Annotated in this window: 15 protein-coding genes; 12 read left to right on the forward strand and 3 right to left on the reverse strand. The window is 34.8% G+C overall.

Going from position 1 to position 22,117, the window contains the following annotated elements:
• Positions 1-75: 75 nt before the first annotated feature.
• From ileS to CLV00_RS05055, 3 genes are all read left to right on the forward strand, one after another.
• Positions 76-3,534 (forward strand): isoleucine--tRNA ligase, encoded by a 3,459-nt coding sequence (ileS, locus tag CLV00_RS05045; RefSeq protein ID WP_099714107.1) that lies wholly within the window; start codon positions 76-78, stop codon positions 3,532-3,534.
• Between the two features lie 7 nt (positions 3,535-3,541).
• Complete coding sequence (locus CLV00_RS05050) at positions 3,542-3,922, forward strand: TraR/DksA C4-type zinc finger protein (RefSeq protein WP_099714108.1); 381 nt, start codon at positions 3,542-3,544, stop codon at positions 3,920-3,922.
• A gap of 85 nt (positions 3,923-4,007) precedes the next feature.
• Positions 4,008-4,604, forward strand: a complete 597-nt coding sequence (locus CLV00_RS05055; RefSeq protein WP_099714109.1) for a lipoprotein signal peptidase — start codon at positions 4,008-4,010, stop codon at positions 4,602-4,604.
• Positions 4,605-4,675: 71 nt separating this feature from the next.
• Here CLV00_RS05055 and CLV00_RS05060 read toward each other — a convergent pair whose 3' ends face one another.
• Genes CLV00_RS05060 through CLV00_RS05070 form a run of 3 tightly spaced genes read right to left on the reverse strand, consistent with a single transcriptional unit; the run spans position 4,676 to position 6,453 of the window.
• The gene (locus CLV00_RS05060; protein WP_099714110.1) at positions 4,676-4,870 is read right to left on the reverse strand and encodes a hypothetical protein; all 195 of its coding nucleotides are present in this window, start codon (positions 4,868-4,870) and stop codon (positions 4,676-4,678) included.
• 43 nt (positions 4,871-4,913) lie between these two features.
• On the reverse strand, positions 4,914-5,480 hold the full coding sequence (locus tag CLV00_RS05065; RefSeq protein ID WP_099714111.1) for a 5-formyltetrahydrofolate cyclo-ligase: 567 nt from the start codon (positions 5,478-5,480) through the stop codon (positions 4,914-4,916).
• On the reverse strand, positions 5,470-6,453 hold the full coding sequence (locus CLV00_RS05070; RefSeq protein ID WP_099714112.1) for a succinylglutamate desuccinylase/aspartoacylase family protein: 984 nt from the start codon (positions 6,451-6,453) through the stop codon (positions 5,470-5,472). The genes CLV00_RS05065 and CLV00_RS05070 overlap by 11 nt, the downstream gene beginning before the upstream one ends.
• A 127-nt stretch (positions 6,454-6,580) precedes the next feature.
• Here CLV00_RS05070 and uvrC point away from each other — a divergent pair, with 127 nt between their 5' ends.
• From uvrC to CLV00_RS05115, 9 genes are all read left to right on the forward strand, one after another.
• Positions 6,581-8,380 (forward strand): excinuclease ABC subunit UvrC, encoded by a 1,800-nt coding sequence (gene uvrC / locus CLV00_RS05075; protein ID WP_099714113.1) that lies wholly within the window; start codon positions 6,581-6,583, stop codon positions 8,378-8,380.
• Between the two features lie 74 nt (positions 8,381-8,454).
• A complete protein-coding gene (locus CLV00_RS05080; RefSeq protein ID WP_099714114.1) occupies positions 8,455-10,653 on the forward strand; it encodes a patatin-like phospholipase family protein in 2,199 nt (732 codons plus the stop codon).
• Between the two features lie 188 nt (positions 10,654-10,841).
• Positions 10,842-11,999, forward strand: a complete 1,158-nt coding sequence (locus CLV00_RS05085) for a homogentisate 1,2-dioxygenase (protein ID WP_099714115.1) — start codon at positions 10,842-10,844, stop codon at positions 11,997-11,999.
• A 203-nt stretch (positions 12,000-12,202) separates the two neighbouring features.
• Positions 12,203-13,363 (forward strand): 4-hydroxyphenylpyruvate dioxygenase, encoded by a 1,161-nt coding sequence (gene hppD / locus CLV00_RS05090; protein WP_099714116.1) that lies wholly within the window; start codon positions 12,203-12,205, stop codon positions 13,361-13,363.
• 295 nt (positions 13,364-13,658) lie between these two features.
• Positions 13,659-14,429 carry a DUF3108 domain-containing protein gene (locus CLV00_RS05095; RefSeq protein ID WP_099716243.1) on the forward strand — a complete coding sequence of 257 codons (771 nt, stop codon included), beginning with the start codon at positions 13,659-13,661 and terminating at the stop codon, positions 14,427-14,429.
• Positions 14,429-15,364 carry a tryptophan 2,3-dioxygenase family protein gene (locus CLV00_RS05100; protein WP_099714117.1) on the forward strand — a complete coding sequence of 312 codons (936 nt, stop codon included), beginning with the start codon at positions 14,429-14,431 and terminating at the stop codon, positions 15,362-15,364. The genes CLV00_RS05095 and CLV00_RS05100 overlap by 1 nt, the downstream gene beginning before the upstream one ends.
• 20 nt (positions 15,365-15,384) lie before the next feature.
• Entirely contained in the window at positions 15,385-16,605 is a 1,221-nt protein-coding gene (locus CLV00_RS05105; protein ID WP_099714118.1) for a peptidoglycan DD-metalloendopeptidase family protein, read from the forward strand.
• A 187-nt stretch (positions 16,606-16,792) separates the two neighbouring features.
• Positions 16,793-18,436, forward strand: a complete 1,644-nt coding sequence (gene pgi, locus CLV00_RS05110) for a glucose-6-phosphate isomerase (protein WP_099714119.1) — start codon at positions 16,793-16,795, stop codon at positions 18,434-18,436.
• Positions 18,437-18,819: 383 nt separating this feature from the next.
• Complete coding sequence (locus tag CLV00_RS05115; protein ID WP_099714120.1) at positions 18,820-22,116, forward strand: TonB-dependent receptor; 3,297 nt, start codon at positions 18,820-18,822, stop codon at positions 22,114-22,116.
• Position 22,117 lies beyond the last annotated feature (1 nt).

A 22,117-nucleotide genomic window follows, 5' to 3' on the forward strand; every position in this document is an offset into this window, starting at 1 on the left:
GTCTATTTTTTCTCTTCTTTTCTTTCTTTTATTCAAAATTCCTTACTTTCGCACCTCGATTTAGAAAAGGATAAAATGAGCACAAAATTTACTGAATACAAAGGACTTGACTTACCAACTGTAGCGTCAGAAGTACTTGATTTTTGGAAGAAAGAAAATATATTTGAGAAAAGCGTAACCACTCGCGAAGGAAACCAACCATTCGTGTTTTTTGAAGGTCCGCCTTCGGCAAATGGATTGCCTGGAATTCACCACGTAATGGCGCGTGCGATTAAAGATATTTTTTGCAGATATAAAACTCAAAAAGGGTTTCAAGTAAAGCGTAAAGCGGGCTGGGACACTCATGGTTTGCCTGTGGAATTAGGTACCGAGAAAGAATTAGGAATTACCAAAGAAGATATTGGAAAATCAATTTCTATCGAAGAATATAACGAAGCGTGTAAAAAAACCGTAATGCGTTATACTGACGTATGGAATGATTTGACCGAAAAAATGGGGTATTGGGTAGATATGGAAGATCCGTATGTGACTTACAAATCCAAATATATGGAAACGGTTTGGTGGATTTTGAAACAAATCTACAACAAGGATTTGATGTACAAAGGCTACACGATTCAGCCGTATTCTCCAAAAGCAGGAACAGGATTATCGTCCCATGAAGTAAACCAACCGGGAAGTTATAGAGATGTAACGGACACGACGGTTGTGGCACAATTTAAAGTGATTGATGCGCACAAAGAATTGTTGTTCTCAAAGTTTTATGATTACATCAGTTCTAATAATTTACTGCATTATAAGTTAGAAGCTTTAGATTTAGACGAAGTTTTTATCTTGGCTTGGACAACAACACCTTGGACATTGCCAAGTAATACGGCTTTGACAGTAGGTCCAAAAATCGAATATGCTTTAGTAAGAACATTCAATCAATATACATTTCGTCCGGCAACATTGATTTTAGCTAAGAATTTAGTTGGAAAACAATTCGGGAAAGGATTCTTTGAAAGTACAGAACCTGCTGATTTTGAAAATTTCAAAGAAGGCGATAAAAAAATACCGTTTCAGGTTTTGGCTGAATGTAAAGGAGCTGATTTGGTTGACATTCGTTACGAACAATTAATGCCTTTAGTGCTTCCCTATCAAAATGCTGAAAATGCTTTTAGAGTAATTTCAGGAGATTTTGTAACTACGGAAGATGGAACTGGAATCGTGCATACTTCACCTACTTTTGGTGCTGATGATGCAAAAGTAGCTAAAGAAGCTACACCAGAAGTCCCGCCAATGTTAGTTCTTGATGAAAATGGAACTCCGGTTCCGTTAGTAGATTTGCAAGGAAAATTCACTTCGCATGTAGGGGAATATGCCGGTAAATATGTAAAAAACGAATATTATAACGAAGGTGAAGCACCCGAGCGTTCTGTAGATGTTGAAATCGCCATTCGATTAAAAGAAGAAAATAGAGCATTTAAAGTAGAGAAATATGTCCACAGTTATCCGCATTGCTGGAGAACAGACAAACCTATTTTATACTATCCTTTAGATTCGTGGTTTATAAAAATCTCAGAAGTTAAAGATAGAATGTTCGACTTGAACGAAACCATCAACTGGAAGCCAAAAGCGACTGGAGAAGGACGTTTTGGGAATTGGTTGAAAAATGCCAATGACTGGAATTTATCGCGTTCAAGATATTGGGGAATTCCATTGCCAATTTGGAGAACCGAAGAAGGAACTGAAGAGATTCTGATTGGTTCAGTAGAAGAATTATACAACGAAATTGAAAAATCAATCGCTGCAGGTTTCCAAAAAGAAAATCCTTTTAAAGGTTTTGAAATTGGAAATATGGCAGAATCCAATTATGATTTAGTTGATTTACATAAAAATGTAGTTGATGAAATCACCTTGGTTTCGGCTTCTGGAAAGCCAATGACACGTGAAGCGGACTTGATTGACGTTTGGTTTGATTCAGGTTCCATGCCGTATGCACAATGGCATTATCCTTTTGAAAACAAAGATAAAATTGACCAAAATAAAGATTTCCCTGCTGATTTCATCGCAGAAGGAGTAGATCAAACACGTGGTTGGTTTTATACCTTGCACGCTATTGGAACATTAGTTTTTGATAAAGTAGCCTATAAAAATGTAGTTTCTAATGGACTGGTTTTGGACAAAAACGGACAAAAAATGTCCAAACGTTTAGGGAATGCCGCAGATCCATTCGAAACATTAAAAGAATACGGTCCAGATGCGACGCGCTGGTATATGATTTCCAATGCGAATCCTTGGGACAACTTGAAATTTGACTTAGAAGGTATCGCTGAGGTACGCAGGAAATTCTTTGGAACCTTATACAACACGTATTCGTTCTTTAGTTTGTATGCTAATATTGATGGTTTCAAATTTGAAGAAGCGGAGATTCCTTTAAATGAAAGACCAGAAATTGATCAATGGATCATGTCAGAACTGAACACTTTGATAAAAGACGTTGACAGTTATTACGCGGATTACGAACCAACAAAAGCGGCTCGTGCAATCTCTGAATTTGTACAGGAAAACTTGAGTAACTGGTACGTTCGTTTGTGCCGAAGACGCTTCTGGAAAGGGGAATATGCACAAGACAAAATCGCGGCATATCAAACTTTATATACCTGTTTGTTAACCATAAGTAAACTAGGTGCGCCAATCGCTCCGTTCTTTATGGACAAACTTTACAGAGACTTAACTTTAGCAACACAGTCGGAAAAATACGACAGTGTACATTTGGCGGAGTTTCCAATTTCGGTTGAAAACTATGTTAATAAAATGTTAGAGAGCAAAATGCAGAAAGCACAAACCATTTCATCATTGGTTTTATCACTCCGAAAAAAGGAAATGATAAAGGTACGCCAACCGTTGCAAAAGGTAATGATTCCAGTACTTGACGACAATCAAAGAGCTGAAATTGAGGCTATTTCTGAACTTATAAAAGCAGAGGTAAACGTGAAAGAAATCGTACTTTTGGACGATGCTTCGGGTGTTTTGGTGAAACAGATTAAGCCTAATTTTAAGACACTAGGACCCCGTTTTGGAAAGGATATGGGCTTGATTTCTAAGGAAATACAAGGGTTTTCGAAAGAGCAAATCAGTCAGTTGGATAAGGAAGGAAGTCTGAATATTGTTATTGCAGGAAATAACGTAATTTTAACTTTAGAAGATGTAGAAATAACATCACAGGATATTGAAGGTTGGTTAGTAGCCAATTCAAACGGAATAACGGTTGCGCTTGACATTACAATTTCTGAAGAATTAAAACAAGAAGGAATTTCCAGAGAATTAGTAAACAGAATTCAGAATATCCGTAAAGATTCCGGATTTGAAGTTACTGATAAAATTAAAGTTCAATTGAAAAGAAATGGAATTCTAGAAGAGGCGATTCTTAAAAATGAAGCGTATATAAAATCAGAAACATTAACCAGCGATTTGGTTTTTGTAGATGAAATAGAAAACGGTACAGAAATTGAGTTTGACGATATAAAAACAATGATATTAATTTCAAAATAATACAAAGATGGTAGATGAAGCTACAAAATACTCTGAAGCTGATTTAGCAGAGTTCAAAGAGATAATCCTTAACAAAATTCAAAAAGCACAATTAGATTTAGATTTGATAAAAAGTGCGTATATGAATGATTTAAATAACGGAACTGACGATACTTCGCCAACATTCAAAGCTTTTGAAGAAGGAAGCGAAACAATGTCTAAAGAAGCAAACTCACAACTGGCGATTCGTCAGGAGAAGTTTATCCGTGATTTGAAAAATGCACTCTTCCGTGTAGAAAATAAAACTTACGGAGTTTGTAAAGTTACAGGCAAATTAATTGGGAAAGAAAGATTAAAAATCGTTCCTCATGCAACAATGAGTATCGAAGCAAAGAACTTGCAACGATAAACCTCTTGTTAAACAAGATTTAACGCTCCATTGGGAGCGTTTTTTTTGATTAAATTGTTATTTTTGCGCCATTAAAATTTATAAAATGTCATTACGAAAAGCCTATCTCCTTATTTTTATCTTATTGCTTGTTGATCAAGTTTCTAAAATTTACATTAAAACTAACTTTATTTTAGGAGAAGAAGTTGAAGTATTCAAATGGTTCAAAATTCTGTTCATTGAAAATGAGGGAATGGCTTGGGGGGTTCAAATCCCGGGAGCTTATGGAAAGTTGTTTTTAACTCTATTTAGAATCGCCGCTGTTGGTGGAATTGGATATTGGTTGTGGGATTCAGTGAAAAAGAAGAGTTCAGATTATTTAATTGTTGCTATTTCTTTAATTCTCGTAGGAGCTTTCGGGAACATCATCGATTCTGTTTTTTACGGAGTTATTTTTGATGACAGTCAACAACAATTAGCTACTTTGTTTTCGGATCAACCTTATGGGACTTGGTTTCACGGAAAAGTAGTTGATATGCTTTATTTCCCTTTTTGGCATGGAACTTTACCAAGTTGGTTGCCTATTTGGGGCGGAAAAGAATTTACTTTCTTCAACGCTATCTTCAATGTTGCCGATATGGCAATTTCTACAGGAGTTGGAATCTTAATTTTTTTCAACAAAAAAGCATTTCATCACAATTAGATTCAAAATTATTCACAATATAAAAAAAAGACCTGTTCATAATTTGAACAGGTCTTTTTCTTTTATTGGATTTATTTGTTTTGCCCAGGAGCATAACGTTTAGCGCTTTTTCCGCCGTATATTTTTTTAGCTTGACCCGGAGGAAGTTTTTTAGCTTTATAAGTAGATCTGCTGGTTCCGGTGTGAATGCTACAGTTTGAAAATGAAACTGCAAATAGAATAACCATAACGCTTACGGCAAATCTTGAATTTTTAAATGTTCTCATAACTTGATTAGATTTTATCTGTTGCTAAAGTACGGATTAAAAATTAAAATGAGTGAACTTCATTCGGGGTCACACAATAATCCAGTTTTACATCACCTTCAAAAACATCGGTAATCAGTTCTTCGGGGTCAAAAAAGGAAAGGCCAATTTTGATTACATCCGGTTTGCATTCTGATAAAAATTTATCGTAAAATCCTTTGCCGTACCCCACGCGATGTCCTTTTTTGTCGAAAGCCAAAAGCGGTACAAAAACCACATCAATTTTATGAGAAGGAACTTCAATGCCATCTACGGGTTCTGGGATATTGTATGCATTTTTCTTGATTCGGGTGTTGTCAGTCAATAGAAAATGAGTCATGTTTCGGGTTTCAAAATCAGCTTTGGAAACAATAATCTCTTTGTCTTTTCCGGATAATAAGTGAAGAATGAATTCGGTATTGACTTCTTTTTGTTCTGTAATAGGTAAGAAAATATGAAAATAAGTTTTCTCCCAAATAGGTAGTGTCAGTATTTTATTGGCTACAGCCAAACTCATTTCCTCAATTTCATTTTCGGAAAGTGCATTTCGTAAGGTTTTGGATTTGAGTCGCAATTCTTTTTTATTCTTCATCCTCTTCATTAGTGTTTGACATGTGGTAAATAGCATCGCCTTCGTAAACAATAGGGGAATGATTGGCGTTGATTACGTAACCATCATTTGGTGCTTTAACTTTTCGCTCAAACTTTCCGTACGGATCAGTTATGGTGGCTAGAATTGTTCCCTTTTTTACAAAATTACCAATAGTGTTATAATCGTGCAACAATCCGGAACATTTGGCTCTGATCCAGCCTGATTTTTCAATATAGATGGAAGGCGATTTTGGTTTGATTACAGTATGTTTTGGATCTAACATACCAAGGTGTGACAATAGGCGTTTTGCGCCATTAACTCCTTCATCGGCAACGGAATTATTAATGTCAAGTGATTTTCCGCCTTCAAAAAGTAACATTTTGACATCCATTCTTTCGCTTGAACTTCTAAATGACCCGATTATATTTCTGGAATATAAGGTAAATGGAGCATTAAATACATCTGCCAGTATTTTTAATTCGGCATTGCTATGAGCTATTCTAATTTGTGGTGCGTTGAAACGGCTTGCGCCACCGGCGTGAAAGTCAACGGCATATTCCACAATTGGCATGATTTCGGCTAAAATATGGAACGCAAATCGACTGGCCAATGAACCGGTTTTACTTCCTGGAAAAACTCGGTTTAAATCCCTTCCGTCTGGAAATTCTCTCGATTTGTTGACAAATCCGTACACGTTGATTATTGGAATACAAATGATTGTACCTTTTTTTGGTCGGTTTATTTTTTTGTGAATGAGTTGTCTTACGATCTCGACGCCGTTAATTTCATCTCCATGAATTCCTGCTGAGAAAAGTACCACGGGACCATCAATTTTAGACCGTCTAACAATAACGGGGATGTTCAGTTTTGTTGTGGTGTGTAGTCTGGCAATTTCGACATTGATAGTTTTGCTCTCTCCGGGAATAATGCTTTCGCCGAAAATTACGATTGGTGTGGTATTGGTTTTTATCATAGATTCTTGAAAAGATAAAAATAACGATAATAACGAATTAGAAACTAAAATTCTGATAAAAATTTAGCAAGAAAGATTTCAAGAATATTGATTTGTATTTCGGGATTTTAGAGATTAACTTTGTTACATGAATCCAACAACTTTAGCCTTACAAATCCAAACCTTGCCGGACGGTCCCGGCGTATATCAATATTACGATAAGGAAGGGAAGATTTTGTATGTGGGCAAAGCCAAAAACATAAAAAAAAGAGTTGCTTCGTATTTTAATAAAATTCATGATACGGCCAAAACCAATGTGCTCGTAAAGAAAATTGTCACCATAAAACACATTGTGGTTCCTACGGAGACCGATGCCCTTTTATTGGAAAACAACTTGATAAAAACCTTGCAGCCGCGTTATAACGTTTTGTTGCGAGATGATAAAAGCTACCCGTGGTTGTGTATCAAGAAAGAACCTTTTTCGCGCATTTTCGCAACCCGAAGAATGGTCAAAGACGGGTCGGAATATTTTGGACCGTATACCAGTTTCAAAACGGTAAGCACTATTTTGGAGCTGATAAAAGAATTGTATCCGCTGCGAACTTGTAACTATGATTTGAGTAAAAGCAATATCGAAAGCGGAAAATTCAAGGTTTGTCTCGAATACCATATTGGGAATTGCATGGGGCCTTGTGAAGGTCACGAAACCTTAGAAAATTACCAAAAGCAAGTTGATGCGATTCGCGAAATTTTGAAAGGAAATTTCAAAGAAAGCATGAAGGATTTCAAGCGCGTCATGACCAATCTGGCCGCCGATATGCATTTTGAGGAAGCCCAAAAAATAAAAGAGAAAATAGAAGTTCTTGAAAACTACCAATCGCGTTCTACAATAGTAAATCCAAAAATCACCAATATTGATGTCTTTTCGATAGTTTCGGATGAAAGTGCGGCGTATGTGAATTTCCTGCAAATTTCTCACGGTTCGATTATTCGTTCGCACACGATGGAAATCAAAAAGAAACTCGACGAAACCGACGAAGAATTATTAGAATTGGCTATTGTCGAATTGAGAGAACGTTTTCAATTGTTGTCACGAGAAGTGATTGTTCCGTTTCACGTTGACTTGGGTGAAAACATAAAAATTACCGTTCCACAATTGGGAGATAAAAAGCAAATTTTGGATTTGTCCATTCGAAATGCTAAATTTTACCGAATCGAACAGTTGAAACAACTGCAAATTGTAGATCCGGATCGACATACGAAAAGGATTATGGCGCAAATGCAAAAAGATTTGCGATTGCCGGTGGAGCCTAGACACATAGAATGTTTTGATAACTCAAATATTCAAGGAACAAATCCTGTTGCGGCCTGCGTAGTTTTTAAAGATGGAAAACCAAGCAAAAAAGATTACCGCCATTTTAATATAAAAACGGTCGAAGGACCGGATGATTTCGCTTCGATGACCGAAGTAGTTTACAGAAGATACAAACGATTGCTGGATGAAAACGAACCTTTGCCCAATTTGATAATTATTGACGGTGGGAAAGGGCAATTGTCATCGGCGTTGAAAAGTATTGATGAATTGGGATTACGAGGAAAGATTGCTATAATTGGAATTGCCAAAAGACTGGAGGAGCTGTTTTATCCAGGGGATTCTATTCCGTTGTATTTAGACAAAAAATCAGAAACCTTGAAAGTAATCCAGCAATTGCGAAACGAAGCACACCGTTTTGGGATTACACATCACAGAGATAAAAGGAGTAAAGCAGCACTGAATTCTTCGATAGAAAGCATTCCTGGCATTGGAGAAAAAACGATGCTGACTTTAATTCAGCATTTTAAAAGTGTTAAAAGATTGAAATTAGCGTCAGAAAAAGAAATTTCGGACGTTATAGGTATGTCTAAAGCCAAAAAAATTACCGAATTTTACAAGGCTACAAATGAATGATTAATTTAGATTATTGATATTTGGGCAAATGATATTTGATCTTGCTAAATTCTATTACCACCAAATTGCTATTTATGAAGAAAATCATGCTGTTACTGATTGTTTTTGCTAGTTTGACTGTGTTTTCGCAAGAGCAAAAGAAACCAAAAATTGGTTTAGTTTTAAGTGGCGGCGGAGCAAAAGGATTTGCTCATATTGGCGTTTTGAAAGTATTGGAAGAAGCGGGTGTCAAGATCGATTACATTGGTGGAACAAGTATGGGAGCAGTTATTGGCGGTCTTTACGCATCAGGTTATAATGCCAGCCAAATTGATTCTATTTTTCAAGCCACAAATTTTAATGAATTACTAAACGATTTCATTCCTAGATCTTCTAAAAATTTTTACGAAAAAAGAAATGACGAATTATACGCGCTCGTTTTGCCGTTTAACAAACTCAAAATAGGTATTCCGGAAGCATTGTCAAAAGGGATGTATAATTATAATTTATTGAGTAGAATTACCAGAAATGTCAGGCACATAAGGGATTTTAATAAACTTCCAATTCCGTTTTTATGCATTGGAACTAATATAGAAACTGGAGAACAGGTTTTACTGAATAAAGGAAATCTGGCGCAGGCTATGATTGCGAGTTCTGCATTTCCATCTTTGTTTTCTCCTGTAGAAATTGACGGGAAATTGCTTGTAGATGGAGGTGTCATTAATAATTATCCAATTGAGGAGGTTCGTAAATTAGGCGCAGAAATTATCATAGGAGTTGATGTTCAGGATGATTTATTAGACAGAAACCAGCTTAAAGATGCAACGAGAATTTTGGTTCAAATTACAAATCTTCAATCCATTGAAAGGATGAAGAAAAATGTAAAACAAACCGATGTCTATATAAAACCGGATATTAAAAATTATGGCGTAGTATCTTTTGATAAAGGAAAGGAAATCATCAGGAAAGGAGAAGAAGCTACGTTCTCTGTTTATGAAAAAATTAAATTATTGGTTGATGATTCCAATCCGTACAGGAAACCGAATCTAAAATTAGCATCAGACAGCTTGCAAATTGTGGATATCAATAGCAATGAATTAGATAATTATACCAAAGAATATGTGATTGGTAAATTAAGGTTTAAGCCAGGAGTAAAAACCTGTTACGATGATTTGCTGAAGGGAATAAATAATATAAACGCAACTCAAAACTTCAGTGCTATATCTTATTCATTAGATGAAAATAAAAATGGGGATGATTTAAATTTAACGTTAAAAGAAAACCCTTCAAAGACATATTTGAAATTTGGATTGCATTATGACAATTTATTCAAGAGTGCCGTTTTGATTAATCTAACCCATAAAAAAACGTTTTTTAAGAATGACAGAACTTCGCTGGATATCGTTTTGGGAGATAATATCAGGTATAATTTAGATTATTATATAGAGAATGGATTTAATTTGAGTTTTGGTTTCAAATCACAGTTCAATCAATTTAATAGAAATGTTGCCAAAGAAATTAGCAGTTTAGATTTAGGCGCTTTGGGTATAAATGCGATTAATGTAGATTTTCACGACTTGACAAATCAGGCTTATTTTCAATCGCTGTTTGTTCAGAAATTTTTAATTGGTGGAGGAATTGAATTGAAATATCTGAAAATAAAGTCCGAGACATTGGCCAATACGGATCCGGTAATTGACAACAGTAATTACTTAAGTCTTTTTGGTTATATGAAATTTGACTCTTTTGATAATAAATATTTTCCCAAAAAAGGATGGTATTTCTCAGGAGATATACAATCGTATTTGGTGTCTTCAAATTACACAGGAGATTTTCAACCTTTTTCTATTGCAAAAGCTGATTTTGGAGTAGCTGCGACACTTTTTAAAAATGCTACGGTAAAATTGAATACAGATGCTGGTTTCTCCTTTGGGAATGAAAGCGTTTCTTTTTTCAATTTTATTTTGGGAGGTTACGGATACAATCCTATAAATAATTTCAAATATTTTTATGGGTATGATTATTTGAGCATTGCGGCGAACAGCTACATAAAATCAACAGGAACTATTGATTATGAATTTTATAAGAACAATCATTTCAATTTTTCGGCAAACTTTGCTAATGTTGGAGACAGGATTTTCGAAACGGTAGATTGGATTTCAATCCCAAAATATTCAGGTTATGCAGTAGGTTATGGTCTGGAAACGGTAATTGGACCTATAGAAGTAAAACATTCCTGGTCTCCGGAAAATGCAAAAGGATATACTTGGTTTAGTATCGGGTTTATGTTTTAATTGTAATTTAATTCAATAATAATTCCGATATTTGTTATCATGAAAACAACTTGGAGCGGTTTATTAGGATATCTGCAATTTCTCATCAAGAGGAATCCTGAATAAATTGCATTTTTTTGATTTAATTAAATAAGTTTAGTTCAATACAACTTTAAACTTTTAAACTTTAACTTTTAAGCAAAAAAATCATGCCTTTATACCATAAATTGGGGAATTTCCCCCAAAAAAGACACACACAATTTGAAAAACCAAATGGCGGTTTATACTACGAACAGCTTTTTGGAACAGAAGGTTTTCACGGCCATTCCTCATTATTATATCATGTTCACAGACCAACACAGGTAAAGGAAATTCTAAAATCCTATTCGGTTGAGCCGAAAATTGCTATTGGAAAAAACATAAAATCATTGTTATTAAAAGGATTTGAGTTAAAACCTGAAGATGATTTTCTGGACAGTCGCAAACCGATGTTAGTCAATAAAGATTGTACGATAGGATTGGCTGCGCCAAGACAATCGTTGCGCAACTATTTCTATAAAAATGCCGATGCCGATGAAATGATTTTCATTCACAAAGGAAAAGGAAAATTGCGCACCATGATGGGAAATATTCCTTTCGAATATGGTGATTACTTGATTATTCCTCGCGGAATGATTTATCAAATTGATTTTGAAACAGCCGAAAATAGACTTTTCTATGTAGAATCATTTGCGCCATTTTATACGCCAAAACGTTATAAGAATGAATCAGGTCAGCATTTAGAGCATTCACCATTTTGCGAGCGCGACTTTATTTTGCCAACAGAATTAGAAACCCACGATGAAAAAGGAGATTTTCTAATCAAAATCAAAAAAGAAGGAATGATTCATGAATTTGTTTACGCCACGCATCCCTTTGATGTAGTAGGTTGGGACGGATATAATTTTCCTTATGGATTCAGCATTCACAATTTTGAGCCTATAACAGGCCGCGTGCACCAGCCGCCGCCGGTTCATCAAACATTTGAAACGTCAACATTTGTAGTTTGTTCGTTCTGTCCACGATTATACGATTACCACCCAAAAGCAATTCCGGCGCCTTACAATCACAGTAATATTGATAGTGATGAGGTTTTGTATTACGTAGATGGCGATTTTATGAGCCGCAACAATATCGAGCAAGGACACATTACATTGCATCCAAAAGGGATTCCGCACGGACCCGCGCCAGGAGCAATGGAGCGTAGTATTGGTCAAACCATAACACATGAATTAGCCGTAATGGTGGATACATTTCGCCCATTAATGGTAACCGAAGAAGCTATGGGATTAGACGATGGTCAGTATTACAAATCTTGGGTAGAGTAATTAGGAGCTATTTCCTGCTGTACGCTTTATCTTTTTCTGGTCTCGTTAAAAAACGAGACCAGAAAAAGGATGCCGCTTCCATCAGGGCTAGGACTTTAGAGTAAATAACAACATTTTTTAAAATTAATAAATCCGCGTAAATCTAATGTAGTACCATCAACGGCGTTACAGAATTAGAGTTACCGAATCAAAAAATAAATACCATGTCAAAAGAAGTAAAATCAGTAGAATACGGACTAGAAAAAATATTTGAAGGAGCACAAGATTTCCTTCCGTTATTAGGAACCGATTATGTAGAATTCTACGTAGGAAACGCAAAACAATCGGCACATTATTATAAAACTGCTTTTGGTTACCAGTCATTGGCGTATGCCGGATTAGAAACAGGAGTAAAAGACAGAACATCTTATGTGCTAAAACAAGATAAGATCCGCATTGTATTAACCACGCCATTAACACAAGATTCTCCTATACACGATCATTTGAGAAAACATGGTGATGGAGTAAAAGTAGCGGCACTTTGGGTAGAAGATGCCACAAGTGCGTACGAAGAAACAATGAAACGTGGCGCCCGTTCTTTCATGGAACCTACAGTGGAGAAAGATGAATTTGGAGAAGTGATACGTTCGGGGATTTATACTTACGGCGAAACAGTTCACATTTTTGTAGAGCGCAAAAACTATACTGGTGTTTTCTTGCCTGGTTATAAGGAGTGGAAATCTGATTACAATCCAGAACCAACTGGCTTAAAATACATAGACCACATGGTAGGAAATGTGGGTTGGAACGAAATGAATACTTGGGTTAAGTTCTATGAAGACGTCATGGGATTTGTGAATTTCCTTTCTTTTGATGACAAACAAATCAATACCGAATATTCAGCGTTGATGAGTAAAGTGATGTCTAATGGAAACGGAAGAATCAAATTTCCAATCAATGAACCTGCCGAAGGAAAGAAAAAATCACAAATAGAGGAATATTTGGACTTTTATGGCGGACCTGGAATTCAGCATATCGCTATTGCAACGGATGATATTATCAAAACCGTATCGCAATTGAAAGCAAGAGGAATCGAATTTTTATCTGCTCCTCCGCATACCTATTACGAAGCAATTCCGGAACGATTGGGAGACCACATGAAAATGATGAAAGAGGATTTGAACGAAATCGAAAAACTGGCCATTATGGTTGATGCCGATGAAGAAGGATATTTACTGCAAATATTTACAAAACCGGTACAAGACAGACCAACCTTGTTTTTTGAAATTATACAAAGAATGGGAGCCAAAGGATTTGGTGCAGGTAACTTTAAAGCGCTATTTGAATCAATCGAGAGAGAACAGCAATTACGAGGAACGTTGTAAAAAAGCATTATTTTTACATATTGTGAAAAAATAACCGATGAACAGCGTGTTTTTTTGTAAATGTTGTGTTAAACTTTATTTTTCACTAAAATAACTGAATTTGTTAGCTACCTTTGCACTCGCAAAAAGGGAAGGGGTGGTTTCCTTCCTGATTTCATATAAATTTCATAGTTTATAGTTTTTTGGTTAGTTAATAGCATAAAAACTCAGTCATTATTTGACTGAGTTTTTTTGTTTTAATATATTTGGAACAAAATTTGCTATTAGAGTCAATAAATTGACGAATAAAGTAATGATGAAAAAAATAATACTATTCTTTGTAGTGATATTGACCGTAAGTTTTGATTCTCCAAAAGAGGATGCTTATGATGTGGGGGAGTGGTTTAAATTTCGAATTCATTATGGAATAGTAAATGCCGGCTACGCCACATTGGAAGTAAAAGACGCTACAGTAAATAACAGAAAGACTTTTCATGTCGTAGGTAGAGGATATACTACCGGAATGTCTCGATTTTTCTTTAAAGTAGATGACTTATACGAAAGCTATATTGATAAGGATACCAGAAATCCATACCAGTTTGTCCGAAAAATTAATGAAGGCGGGTATACTAAAAACCAAGAAGGCTTTTTTAATCAGTCTACAAATAAAGTCCTTGTCAAAGATTACAAGCATAAAACAGAGAAAACACTTTACGTTCCTAAAAACACACAAGACATTTTGTCTACTTTCTATTATCTAAGGAATTATCCTGGAATTGATAAGTTAAAAATAGGAGAGTCAGTTGCGATTGATATGTTTTTTGATGATGAAACTACTAAATTCAAGCTAAAGTTTATGGGCCGTGAAAATATTACCACTAAATTTGGGGTAGTGTCAACGATGGTTTTTAGACCTTTGGTACAATCGGGACGCGTTTTTAAAGAACAAGAAAGTCTTACGGTCTGGATTTCAGATGACGATAATAAATTACCAATCAGAATAAAAGCCAGCTTGGCAGTAGGTTCTATAAAAGCAGATATAGATGCATATAGAGGATTGAAGTATCCTTTTAAAACAAATAAATAATGAATAATATTGATAGTTCAGAAGCGATTTTAAAGGAAATTGAAATAAAATACCAAGCAATAAATCAAAAAACAGAGACGCAACTGGAAGGATTATTATGGTCAAAACCAATTACGTATTGGGATTATATACAAACAGATGCATTGTTAAATCTTCAAGTTCAAAGAACAACGCTTCCTGATGAAATGGTTTTTATTATGTACCATCAGGTGAATGAATTGATATTTAAGATGATACTTTGGGAAATGCGCCAAATTTCCTACTGTGAAAATATTCAAACTGATTTTTTCACTGAAAGATTAATGAGAATTAGCCGATATTTTGATATGCTAACGACTTCTTTCAGCATTATGGGAGACGGAATGGAAGTAGATCAATATATGAAATTTAGAAATACGCTAACTCCTGCCAGTGGTTTTCAAAGTGCGCAATACCGTTTAATAGAATTTTCTTCTACAGACCTAATAAATCTTATCGATCACCGTTATAGAGAGTCAATAGACAGGAATACGCCTTATGAATTTGCCTTAGAGCATTTGTATTGGCAAGCAGCCGGAAAAGATTATCATACGGGTAAAAAGTCTTTTCTACTGGAGGAATTCGAAAGAAAATATAAGAAGATGTTCCTGAATCATATGGAAGAATATAATACCATAAACATTTGGCAAAAATTCAAACAACTTCCAGATTTAGATCAAAAAAATCCAGAGTTAATTTTAGCGATGCGTCATTATGACCATACGGTAAATATTACTTGGGTAATGCAACATTTGAATACTGCAAAGAAATATATAGATCAGAGCGGTAAAGGTGATGGAGAAGCGACAGGAGGAAGTGACTGGAAAAAGTACATGCATCCAAAATACCAACGCAGGATATTTTTTCCGGAATTATGGTCGGCAGAAGAACTGGCGCATTGGGGAGAAGAAAAATAATTTGAATAAAAAAACATAGTTTGAAACAAGTATTATTAGCAATTATAGTATTATTTTCTTTGATTTCTTGTAATAAATCTGATGAGATTCTAGAAAAAGAAATTATTAAACCAGCAGTTAAAAAGATAGAGTTTGGGTTTAAATATTCTGATTTTAATGTTGTTCAGGATACTATAAAAAAGGGAGACACTTTTGGGACTTTACTAGAAGGACAAAATATTGGAGAGCGAGAAGTATATGATATTATCGCTAAAGTAAAAGATACTTTTGATGTGAGAACCATCAGAATAGATAAGCCTTTTACAATGCTTCGGTCAAAAAATAAGAAGAATGATTTACAGGTGTTTATCTATCAGCCGGATGCGTTAAACTATTATGTAGTTGATTTACGCGACACGGCTGTTGTTGCTTATAAAAAAACAAAACCCATTACGATTAAACGACGCACCATTGGTGGAGTTTTGAAAGAATCATTGTCAGAAACCTTAGGTAATGCTAAGATTGAAGGAGCTTTGGCAAGTAAAATTTCTAAAATTTACGCCTATTCCATCGATTTTATGAAACTCAAAAAAGGAGATCGTTTTGCGATAACTTTTACAGAGCGATTCATAAATGACACTGTTTATGACGGTGTGGAAGAACTGGAAGCTTCCTTTTTTGAATACAAGGGGAAAATTATTTATGCATTTCCTTTTGCCCAAAATCCAGACTCAGATAAAATAGAGTATTACGATGAAGATGGGAAAACGTTGAAAAATTTCTTTCTTAAGTCTCCAATAAAATTCAGCAGAATATCCTCTCGATTTTCAACCAGTAGATTTCATCCTGTTCAACACAGATGGAAAGCGCATAAAGGAACGGATTATGCAGCGCCACGCGGTACGCCAATTTCTGCAACGGCTGGCGGAGTTGTAGAGCAAAGTGGTTTTACTGCCGGAAACGGGAATTTTGTAAAAGTGAAACACAACGGAACCTATTCGACACAATACTTGCACATGTCTAAAATATTAGTGAGGCGCGGGCAACGTGTAAGTCAAGGACAGGTTATCGGTTTAGTGGGAAGCACAGGTTTGGCATCTGGCCCGCATGTATGTTATCGATTTTGGAAAAATGGTGTTCAGGTTGATGCTTTGCGATTAAAATTGCCTACCGGCGAACCCATGAGCGGAAGAAATAAAGAGCGATACATTAAAACGATAACTCCGTTAAAATTTCAATTGGATAGTGTTGCTAATTTATAATTCTGCAACTATAAATAAGTTGAAAAGACTTATTTGACAGCAAAATAGTAACACTTAGGTGATTGTGGGATGGTCACTATTTAGTGTTTTTCCTGCTAAATTGTTATATAATCGTAAACTCATTTAGCATTAAAACTAATTTCAGTATTTTTGCCAAATTCAAATAATACTACAAACTACCTAATAAATGGCTTTAAATACAATAAACCCAACAGAAACGAGCGCTTGGAAGAAACTTGAAATGCATTACAACGAAATGCAAAAAGCTTCAATGCAAGAATTATTTCAATTGGACGCAACCAGAACTGAAAAATTCAATTTGAAATGGAATGATTTTTTAATTGACTATTCAAAAAATATTATCACTCAAGAAACGCTTCAGTTATTATTAGAATTAGCGGATGAGGTGGGACTAAAAAGTGCTATTGCTGATTATTTTGATGGTGCAATAATCAATCAAACCGAAAATAGAGCGGTGCTTCATACCGCATTGCGAGCCAAAGAATCAGCAGTTATTAATGTTGATGGAGATAATGTGGTTTCTGAAGTTTATGAAGTAAAAAGTAAAATAAAAGCATTTACTAATGAAGTTACTTCGGGTGAAAGAACTGGTTACACGGGAAAACCGTTCACAGATGTTGTTAATATAGGTATTGGAGGTTCTGATTTAGGTCCTGCGATGGCAGTTGAAGCATTACAATTTTATAAAAACCATCTAAACGTTCATTTTGTTTCGAATGTGGATGGCGATCATGTAAATGAGATTATAAAAAAACTAAATCCAGAAACGACTCTCTTTGTAATTGTTTCTAAAACGTTTACCACACAAGAAACATTGACTAATTCTGAAACTATCAGAAAATGGTTTTTAGAATCAGCTACCCAAGAAGATATTGCTAAACATTTTGTTGCGGTTTCTACCAATATCCAAAAAGTAACAGAGTTTGGGATAAACCCCAACAATGTATTTCCTATGTGGGATTGGGTTGGCGGAAGATTCTCTTTGTGGAGTGCTGTTGGACTTACAATAAGTTTAGCTGTTGGATACGATAATTTTGATGAATTGTTGCAAGGGGCAAATGAAATGGACGAACATTTCAAAACAGCTGATTTCGACAAAAATATGCCGGTAACATTGGCTTTATTGAGTGTTTGGTATAATAACTTTTTTGGTGCCGAAAGTGAAGCTTTAATTCCTTACACACAATATTTACAAAAATTAGCTCCTTATTTACAGCAAGGGACTATGGAAAGCAATGGTAAAAGTGTAGGTCGTGATGGAAAACCTGTAAATTATCAAACGGGAACTATTATTTGGGGTGAGCCAGGAACTAATGCGCAACACGCCTTTTTTCAGTTAATTCACCAAGGAACAAAATTAATTCCTGCAGATTTTATTGGATTTATAACTCCTTTATATGGAGATAATGATCATCATGATAAGCTAATGTCTAACTTTTTTGCACAAACGGAAGCGTTAATGCATGGAAAATCTGGAGAACAAGTTCAGGCTGAGTTTGATAAACAAGGAATTTCAGAGGAGAAAGCTAAATTTCTTTTGCCGTTTAAAGTTTTTACAGGCAATAAGCCTACAAATACCATTTTAATCCAGAAGCTATCTCCAAAAACGTTGGGTTCTTTGATTGCTTTGTATGAACATAAGATTTTTGTACAAGGAATTATCTGGAATATTTTTAGTTTTGATCAATGGGGAGTAGAATTAGGAAAACAATTGGCTAATTCTATTTTGGATGAAATTAATACCAAAACAGTCGAAAATCATGACAGTTCTACAACCTTTTTATTGAATCATTTTCTGATGAATAAATAAGGTGATTTATGTTGTTTGTTTTTACGATTTTATAATATTTTTTATAATTTGAAATTTTATTGCTTTTTTTAATATTTAAAAGAAGTCAAAAGCCCTGATTTTATCTAAATCAGGGCTTTTTGTTTATAAGTTACTCTGTTTTAGTAATTTTTTAAAAAATAGCCTTATTTTTTGCTCAAATTTATTCCTGCTTTTTTTGTTAAAATATTGACAAAAAACTAATAAAATAAATGATAATTACATTTTTTATTAAAAAAATACCCAAAAAAAATTTAAGATAAAAATCCTACTTGAAAAGTTACTTTTCTTAACGTTGTGTTAACTTTTTAAAGTAAAAATGTTATATTTTTGCCAAATATTTTTAAACTAAACAAAAAACAAAAATGAAAAGAATTATTTTTATTTTGATTATTTTTTTATCAGCTCTAGGACATTCGCAGGTTACTAGTTCTGCTATGTCTGGTACTGTTAAATCAAATTCTGGAGAGACCCTTCCAGGTGCTTCAGTGGAGGTTAGACACAATCCAACTGGGACTAAATATTTTTCTACTACAGATGGTAATGGAGGATATGCAGTTCAAGGAATTAGACCAGGTGGTCCTTATACAGTTAAAGTAACTTATGTTGGCTATAAAACTACAGAAATTACAGAAATAAATGCGCCTCTTGGAAACAGCTTAACAGTAAATGTTGTTGTTGAAGAAGAATCTAATCTACTTAAAGAAGTTGTTGTAGTTTCAACAAAATCTAATGGAGCATTCAATAAAGGAAGAACTGGAGCTTCTCAACAGTTTTCTAACAGAGAAATCACAGCTGTTCCTGTAACTGGAGCACGTTCAATAAATGCTATTACAAAGTACAATGCCAATGCGGGTAGTAATGGTACTTTTGGAGGTCAGGATTCAAGATTAAACAATTTTACTATTGATGGATCTGTTTTCAATAATGGTTTTGGTTTAGGAAGTGATTCACAAGCAGGAGGTAGAACAGGCTCAACAGCTATTTCTTTAGATGCTATCGAACAATTGCAAGTAAGTATTGCTCCTTATGATGTACGTCAGTCAGGGTTTTTAGGATCTGGAATAAATGCAGTTACTAAAAGTGGAACAAATGAAGTTGAGGGATCGGTTTATAATTCATTCCGTAGTAATAAAAAAGATTTTATTGGAACTAAAGCTGGAGATAATGTAATCGTTCCTGGGAAATTTGAAGAAAAAATTTGGGGAGCTAGAATAGGAGCGCCAATCATTAAAGACAAATTGTTTTTCTTTGGAAATTTTGAAACTTTAGAGAACATAAGCCCAGCAACCACTTGGACTTCTACAGGGTCGCCACAGCCTAGTGCTCAGGTTTCTAGACCTACTTTTGAACAGATGCAAACCCTTTCTAATTTTTTACAAGACAAGTTTAATTATACAACTGGACCTTGGGAGAATTTTGATGCTGAAAGGATTTCTAAAAAATTCTTAGGAAGAGTTGACTGGAATATTAATGATAATCATCAATTAACAGTTCGTTATGTACATCATGATTCTAATTCTGATGAATTGACTTCTAATTCTAATTCTTTAGGTTTTGGTAACAGAAGAACTAGTCCATTAGCAATGTCTTTCAAGAATAGTGGTTATGTGATACTAGACAACACTAGATCCGCTGTTTTAGAATTAAATAGTAAATTAAGTAATTCTTGGTATAATAACTTCATCGCAGGTTATGATAAACAAATAGAGGACAGAGCTTTACAAGGTGGTGGGTTGTTCCCAACTATTGATATATTAGATGGGGCTACAACAGCTATATCAGCTGGTTTAGATCCATTTACACAAGGGAATAAACTTTCTTATTCTACATTGCACTTTACAAATAATTTAACAAAAACAATAGGAAAACACTCTTTATTGTTTGGAGCTAATTTTGAGTATTTTAAATCAAGTAATTTGTTTTTCTCTGGATCTAATGGCGTTTATACTTTTAATTCATTGAATGATTTTTACGCTGCTGCTAATCAATCAGCTAACACAGGAGGAATTCCTTCTACAACGGCACTCCCGGCAAGATTACAATTTAGATATTCAGCTTTACCGGGTGCTCAAGAACCTTTGCAAATATTCAAGTCTAATAAACTTGATTTATATGTGCAAGATGAAATGAAATTGAGTGATAGATTTAAATTGACTGTAGGTCTTCGAGCAACATCAGTATGGTTTGCTGATACCGCTCTTGAAAACCCGGCAGTTACTGCATTAACGTTTGCTCAAGGAGAAAAATTCAATACAGGGGATATGCCTGATACACAATATTTATTTGAGCCTAGAGTTGGTTTTAACTTAGACTTAAATGGAGATTCATCTACGCTTCTTCGTGGAGGTAGTGGTGTATTTACAGGAAGAGCACCATCTGTTTACTTGTCTAATGCTATTGGAAACAATGGAGTTCTTACTGGCTTTGTTGATGTTAGTGGTACGGCTTTAGCTAATGGAGGATATGGATTTACTCCTAATCCTAATGATTATTTTATTCCTGATACTCCAACTCTTCCTACTACTTTTGAATTGGCTTTCTCAGACAAAAAATTTAAGTTCCCGCAAGTGTGGAAAACTAACATTGCAGTTGATCAAAAACTTCCTTTTGGTTTTGTAGCAACTGTTGAAGGTATTTTTCAAAGAAACATAAACGCTATCGATTATTATAATGCTAATTTTGATGCTCCAGTAGGGACTTTCAGTGGTCCAGATAACAGACCAAGATATGCTCGTACAGATGCAGGTGTTCGTGTAAATGATAATGTTTCTAGTGCAGTTGTTTTAACTAATACTGATAAAGGAACTTTTTATTCTACAACTTTTAAATTAGAGTATCCTTACAAAAAAGGTCTTTGGGGATCTTTTGCATACACACACTCTAGCGCTAATGATTTATTATCTCCAGGCTCTATTGCATCTGGTTCTTGGACCGGTGCTAGATCTATAAATGGAAATAATGACTTACCGCTAGCATTGTCTAACAATAATACGCCACACAGATTAGTTGGTATTTTAGGCTACAAAATCGAATACGGTAAAAATGTAGGAGCTGCAACTTCAATCAACTTAGGATATATTGGTGAGCAAGCTGGACCATTTTCTTACTCTTATGGAGGTGATATGAATGGAGACAGAGTAAATAATAATGATTTGATATATGTTCCTAATAGAGCAAGTGAAATTCGTTTTCAGTCACTTTCTGTTACTAATGGAACTGTTGTGACTACATACACTGAAGCTCAACAACAAGCTGCTTTCGATGCTTACATTAATCAAGACAAGTACCTTTCTACAAGAAGAGGACAATATGCTCAGAGAAACGGAGGAGTATTACCTATGTTGCATAGACTAGATTTATCAGCAACTCAAGATTTTTATATTACTATTGCTGGTAAAAAGAACAATTTCCAGTTCAGAGCTGACATCTTAAACTTTACTAATTTTATTAATAAAGATTGGGGTATTTCTCAAAGAGTTACTAATGCAAACGTTTTAAATTATAGAACTACTACTGCAAATGTTCCTTTTTATCAATTGGCAACTCAAGTAGAGCCTAATGGAAGCAGAGTTTTAATTAAAGATACTTTCCAGAAAAATGCGTCAACTTTTGATGTTTGGCAAGCACAATTTACACTTAGATATATTTTTGGTAAATAGT

The sequence above is a fragment of the Flavobacterium sp. 11 genome, assembly GCF_002754315.1.
In the GTDB taxonomy this organism is placed as follows: domain Bacteria; phylum Bacteroidota; class Bacteroidia; order Flavobacteriales; family Flavobacteriaceae; genus Flavobacterium; species Flavobacterium algoritolerans.

Bases quoted from the DNA above. Each gene is read 5' to 3' on its own strand.
- ileS (WP_099714107.1), top strand. From the start codon at position 76: ATGAGCACAAAATTTACTGAATACAAAGGACTTGACTTACCAACTGTA.
- CLV00_RS05050 (WP_099714108.1), top strand. From the start codon at position 3,542: ATGGTAGATGAAGCTACAAAATACTCTGAAGCTGATTTAGCAGAGTTC.
- CLV00_RS05055 (WP_099714109.1), top strand. From the start codon at position 4,008: ATGTCATTACGAAAAGCCTATCTCCTTATTTTTATCTTATTGCTTGTT.
- CLV00_RS05060 (WP_099714110.1), bottom strand. From the start codon at position 4,870: ATGAGAACATTTAAAAATTCAAGATTTGCCGTAAGCGTTATGGTTATT.
- CLV00_RS05065 (WP_099714111.1), bottom strand. From the start codon at position 5,480: ATGAAGAATAAAAAAGAATTGCGACTCAAATCCAAAACCTTACGAAAT.
- CLV00_RS05070 (WP_099714112.1), bottom strand. From the start codon at position 6,453: ATGATAAAAACCAATACCACACCAATCGTAATTTTCGGCGAAAGCATT.
- uvrC (WP_099714113.1), top strand. From the start codon at position 6,581: ATGAATCCAACAACTTTAGCCTTACAAATCCAAACCTTGCCGGACGGT.
- CLV00_RS05080 (WP_099714114.1), top strand. From the start codon at position 8,455: ATGAAGAAAATCATGCTGTTACTGATTGTTTTTGCTAGTTTGACTGTG.
- CLV00_RS05085 (WP_099714115.1), top strand. From the start codon at position 10,842: ATGCCTTTATACCATAAATTGGGGAATTTCCCCCAAAAAAGACACACA.
- hppD (WP_099714116.1), top strand. From the start codon at position 12,203: ATGTCAAAAGAAGTAAAATCAGTAGAATACGGACTAGAAAAAATATTT.
- CLV00_RS05095 (WP_099716243.1), top strand. From the start codon at position 13,659: ATGAAAAAAATAATACTATTCTTTGTAGTGATATTGACCGTAAGTTTT.
- CLV00_RS05100 (WP_099714117.1), top strand. From the start codon at position 14,429: ATGAATAATATTGATAGTTCAGAAGCGATTTTAAAGGAAATTGAAATA.
- pgi (WP_099714119.1), top strand. From the start codon at position 16,793: ATGGCTTTAAATACAATAAACCCAACAGAAACGAGCGCTTGGAAGAAA.
- CLV00_RS05115 (WP_099714120.1), top strand. From the start codon at position 18,820: ATGAAAAGAATTATTTTTATTTTGATTATTTTTTTATCAGCTCTAGGA.